The sequence below is a fragment of the Parvibaculum sp. genome, from assembly GCF_035325945.1.
GTDB lineage: Bacteria > Pseudomonadota > Alphaproteobacteria > Parvibaculales > Parvibaculaceae > Parvibaculum.
The window spans coordinates 1-4,365 of sequence record NZ_DAOKYX010000057.1 but is presented as its reverse complement, the minus strand read 5'-3'; the positions used below and the strand labels follow the sequence as shown (position 1 = coordinate 4,365).

At 61.0% G+C, this 4,365-nt stretch carries 4 protein-coding genes; 2 read left to right on the top strand and 2 right to left on the bottom strand.

The genetic code is table 11. The features are described 5' to 3' along the window. Both PKA57_RS14825 and PKA57_RS14820 read left to right on the top strand, forming a co-directional pair. Positions 1-237, top strand: a 237-nt coding sequence (locus PKA57_RS14825; RefSeq protein WP_324301919.1) for a hypothetical protein, incomplete at its 5' end; no start/stop codon positions are given. Positions 238-456: 219 nt separating this feature from the next. Next, entirely contained in the window at positions 457-1,743 is a 1,287-nt protein-coding gene (locus tag PKA57_RS14820) for a DUF1329 domain-containing protein (RefSeq protein WP_324301918.1), read from the top strand. 60 nt (positions 1,744-1,803) lie between these two features. Here the strand turns inward: PKA57_RS14820 and PKA57_RS14815 are convergent, their stop codons facing one another. Together PKA57_RS14815 and PKA57_RS14810 are read right to left on the bottom strand one after the other, a co-directional pair. Continuing rightward, positions 1,804-2,847, bottom strand: a complete 1,044-nt coding sequence (locus tag PKA57_RS14815) for an AraC family transcriptional regulator ligand-binding domain-containing protein (protein WP_324301916.1) — start codon at positions 2,845-2,847, stop codon at positions 1,804-1,806. A 152-nt stretch (positions 2,848-2,999) separates the two neighbouring features. Beyond that, positions 3,000-3,971: an AraC family transcriptional regulator ligand-binding domain-containing protein gene (locus PKA57_RS14810; RefSeq protein ID WP_324301914.1), complete on the bottom strand. Its 972-nt coding sequence runs from the start codon at positions 3,969-3,971 to the stop codon at positions 3,000-3,002. Between the last annotated feature and the right edge of the window lie 394 nt (positions 3,972-4,365).

Genomic DNA, 4,365 nt, shown 5'->3' with positions numbered 1-4,365 from the left:
CGCCTGATAAAGCTGAAGATCGTTCGGCACCCTCAGGGCCTTTTTCAGGAGACGCGAAAGACTGGGCATGAGGCGTTCGGGCACCGGCGGATGAAAAGGGGCCGCATCATAACGCGTGACGCGGCCGAGGCCACAATTAGTGAGCGGCGGATGCTGGCCGATGCCCGTACTCGCCTGACCGTATTCAACCTGCAGTTTGGCCGAATTCACCCTTATATGGCCGCCGCCACTCCTTGAATGATAGCGCCACGCAGCGAGGTGACGGTCGATACCGCCGCACTCCGTCATGAGGTCGCGTCACATGCTGCAATGATGGATGCCGGAGCGAGCCGGTGTCCGCATTCAGTGAGAAGGGGGGAGCAAATGAGTTTGCGGAAGAAGGTACCATCGCGCATCTCCGCGCCGGTTCTGTTCGCATGTGCCGTCGCGCTGTCATCGGGCGGGGTATGGGCGAAAGTGCCAGACGCGCAAGTGAACCGCCTCGGCGCCGATCTGACGCCGGTTGGTGCGGAGAAGGCAGGGGAGGGCGACATTCCGGAATGGACGGGCGGCCTGTCCAGCATTCCGTCCAATGTGGACTACAAGCCCGGCATGCGCCTCGTCGATCCGTTTCCGTCGGACCCTGTCCGCTACACGGTGACGAAAGCCAATGCGGCGCAGTATGAAAACATTCTGACCACTGGCCAGAAGGCGATGCTCGATCGCTATGCCGATTACAAGCTGAACGTCTATCAGACGCGGCGGACCTGCGCCTATCCCGAGCGCGTCTATCACGCGACAAAAAACAACGCCCGCGTCGGCGAACTGATCGGCGGCGGCAACGGTGTCGGCGAAGCGATCATGGGGTTCCCTTTCCCGATCGCCAACAACGCCTATGAAATCATCTGGAACCATACGCTGCGCTATCGCTCCTTCAAGATCACGCGCCAGTTTGCCGCCGCGCCGATGACGCCCAGCGGCGAATACACGATGCTGAAGGTGCAGGACGAGGCGATCCTGTGGTGGTCCGATCCATCGCGCCAGCGCGCCGAAGACCTCAGCAACAATTCGATTTTCTACATTTCAAACACGATTGCCCCTGCCCGCGCCGCGGGCAACGTGATCCTCGTGCATGAGGCCATGAATGCGGCGGTGCGTCCGCGTCAGGCGTGGCAGTACAGCCCCGGCACGCGCCGCGTGCGCAGGGCGCCCAATATCGCGTTCGACAATCCTGGCGTGAACACCGACGGCCTTTCGACCGCCGACAGCTTCGATGGATATAACGGCTCGCTCGAGCGGTACGACTGGACGGTGAAGGGCAAGTCGCCGCGGCTCATCGTCGCCAATGCCTACAAGGCACTGAACACGAGCTACAAGGATTTCCTGCAAGCCGGCCACATCAATCAGGACGTCGTTCGCTACGAGCTGCGGCGCGTCTGGGAGATCGAGGCGAACCTTCGTCCGGCAACGCGGCATGTCTATGCGCGCCGCCTGATGTATCTCGACGAGGATAGCTGGCAGCTCACCGGCTCGGCACTCTATGACGGACGCGGAGAGATCTGGCGCGTGCAGGAGATTCATCAGGTGCAGGCCTATCAGGTGCCACTCTGCGGATATAACGCGCAACTCGACTACGACGTCATCGCCGGCCGCTACCTCGCCTCCGGCATGCAGAACGAGGAACCGCAGATCAACTTCTTCGCCGACGAATTGAACGGCGATCGCTACACCCCATCGGCCATTCGCCAATTGGGCGCTCGCTGATCGGGAGGGACGGTTGTTGCGTTTGCGGGCCCGCCACAGATGCGGGCCCGTTTTCTTTGCTCACGATCTTCGCCGCGACGTTGCCTGCCGCAATTGGGCGGGTGCGCTTGCCTCGCGGCCGCGACCGGTTCGCCGGGCGAGATGCAGCACGCGGAATTGCGCCGGAGACATGCTGTTCCAGCGCCGGAAGGCCTGACGGAAATTGGCAAGATCGTCGAAGCCGACGAGAGAGCCGATCTCCCCCACGCTGAGATCTGTATCCATGAGATATTGCTGCGCCAGATGGTTGCGGACGCTGTCCACGATGGCTTGATAGGAGGTTCCTTCAGCCTCGAGCCGCCGCCTCAGCGTGCGTTCGCTCATGTTGAGCGTCCTGGCGATCTCAGGCGCGCTGGGATAGCGGCCTCGCGAACTCAGAAGAATACGCCGGACACTCGATTCATGACCGCGCGCGGTCTGCATCTTGCGTAGCAGCAGCTCGCATTGCCTCAGATAGGCGTCCGCCGTCGCCACGCCTGCGGACTGGAGCGGCAGGTCCAGTAGAGGCGCCGGCCCCTTGAGCTGGTTCGCCCCGCACTCGAAGCGGACCGGCATGTGCAGCACGGCTTCATACTCGGACGGATCGGCATTGGGCTTGTAGGAAAGCTCCAGATGGACATCGACCGTGTCACGTCCGATCAGCTCCCGAATTGCCGTCACCGCAGCCGCGAAGAAGACGTCGGTGAGAAAATCCGGCATGCCGGGCACTTTGAAAGGAGGCTCAAAGCCGAGTATGGCCATGCCCTTGTCGAATGTGAGTTCGGAATGGGCCCGCTCGCTCATCAAGGGATTGTGGCGCATCAGAATCCCGGCCGCCTGTTTCAGCGATCGGCAGCTCATCAGCGCATGGCCAAAAAGTCCGTGTACGCCGATATGCATGGCGGCGCCGACATGAAGCGCGAGCGCCGGATCGCCCCTCGTCGCGGCCACGATACGGGTGCAGAGATCGAGAAGCTGCCCTTCGTTGAGCGCTGTCACATAGCGCGCGCCGATAAGCGCAGGATCGTGCCCGCGCTCTTTCATGACGGTGGCCAGAATGCCGATATATCCGGGTTCGATATTCATCTGTGGCCGAATCTTACCCCAATTCTGGCCGAAAGCGACCCACTACATGTGGCTTTCGGCATCGAAGGTTGCGCGATCTGAGCAGGTACTGTCGGCACTTCCATCGTTAACCATGAGGTCCGAGAGCGGATTTCGGCGCGAAGCGTTTGTTCCTAGTCTTTGGCGTTCAGCGTACGGAAGTGGCTGGGGGTTACGCCGTTCCATCTCCGAAAAGCATGACGGAAATTCGAGAGATCCTCGAAGCCGATCAACGTGCCGATATCCGCGACGCTGAGCTTGGTGTCGATCAGATATTGTTTGGCGAGATGGTTACGCACGTCATTGATGATCTTCTGATAGGAAGTGCCCTCGGCGCTGAGCCTGCGCCGCAATGTGCGCTCGCTGAGATTGAGCGCATGGGCGATCTCGGGAGCAGCGGGAAAGCGCCCGCGCGAACTGAGCAGCAGGCGGCGCACACCCGATTCAAACCCGCTCGCCGCCTCCATCTGCCGGAGCAGAAGTTCGCATTGACGGAGATAGGCGGGAGCCGTGGCGACGCCTGCTGCCTGCAACGGCATATCCATGATGTTTTTCGGGCCGATCAGCCGGTTTGTCGGCTTGCCGAAAGAAACCGGGACGCGAAGATATTTGTCGTAAGTTTCGTTCGGCACATCGGGCGAATAGGCAAGCTCGAGTTCGGCGCGCGCCAGCTCGCGGCCAAGAAGCTGCCTGATGCCGGTTGTGGCCGCGGCGAAAAACATGTCGCAGAGAAATTGCGGCGCGCCGGGAACCTCGAATGCAGGCGCAAAGCCGAGAATGGTGCTCTCGCCTTCATAGGCAAGCCGGACGCGTCCCTCGGGACTTCTGAGCGGATTGTGCCGGACGAGAAGCTCGGCTGCCTGCCGCAGTGTCCGGCAACTCATCAATGCGTGGCCAAGCACGCCATGCCCGCCGAGTTGAAGCGCGGCGCCGAAGCGCAGGCCCAGCGCGGCGTCTTGCGATTCCGCGACGGCGCGGGTGCAGACCTGAAGAAACTCGCCTTCGTCGATCGGCTTTTCCGGAATTCGTCCGATGACGGAATGATTGTAGCCATACGCGCGCATCACATTTGCGAGCGTCGAAACATAGCCCGGTTCTATTTGCATTGTGTGACCGAATTTCACCCTCAGTTTGGCCAGAAGCCACCTTCATCCGTGATGCGCTTTTCACGCAGGATGAGCCCGCTTCCAGGAGGGGGTGTCGGTCGTTTGGCGTTGCTGTCGCGAAGACCGTCGATGTCCGTCCGAAGCGGTGAGGACAAGTGAGAAGTTAGTCGAAATCGAACTGGGGTAAAGAGGGGGAGGAAATGAATTTTTCCAATACGTCCGTAAGACGCGGACGGTTGAGTGTCGCTGCCGCAGCGCTATTTCTGTTTCCGCCATTGCTGATCTCGGCGCCGGCGAGCGCCTTGGAATACAGGTTCGGCGAGCTCGAATTGCAGCTCGACACCATCGTTTCCGCCTCCGTCGGTGTGCGTGTGCAGGAGCAGGCTTGCGACCA

Excerpts from the sequence above, each read along its gene's own strand:
- PKA57_RS14810 (WP_324301914.1), bottom strand. The coding sequence starts at position 3,971 with ATGCAAATAGAACCGGGCTATGTTTCGACGCTCGCAAATGTGATGCGC.
- PKA57_RS14815 (WP_324301916.1), bottom strand. The coding sequence starts at position 2,847 with ATGAATATCGAACCCGGATATATCGGCATTCTGGCCACCGTCATGAAA.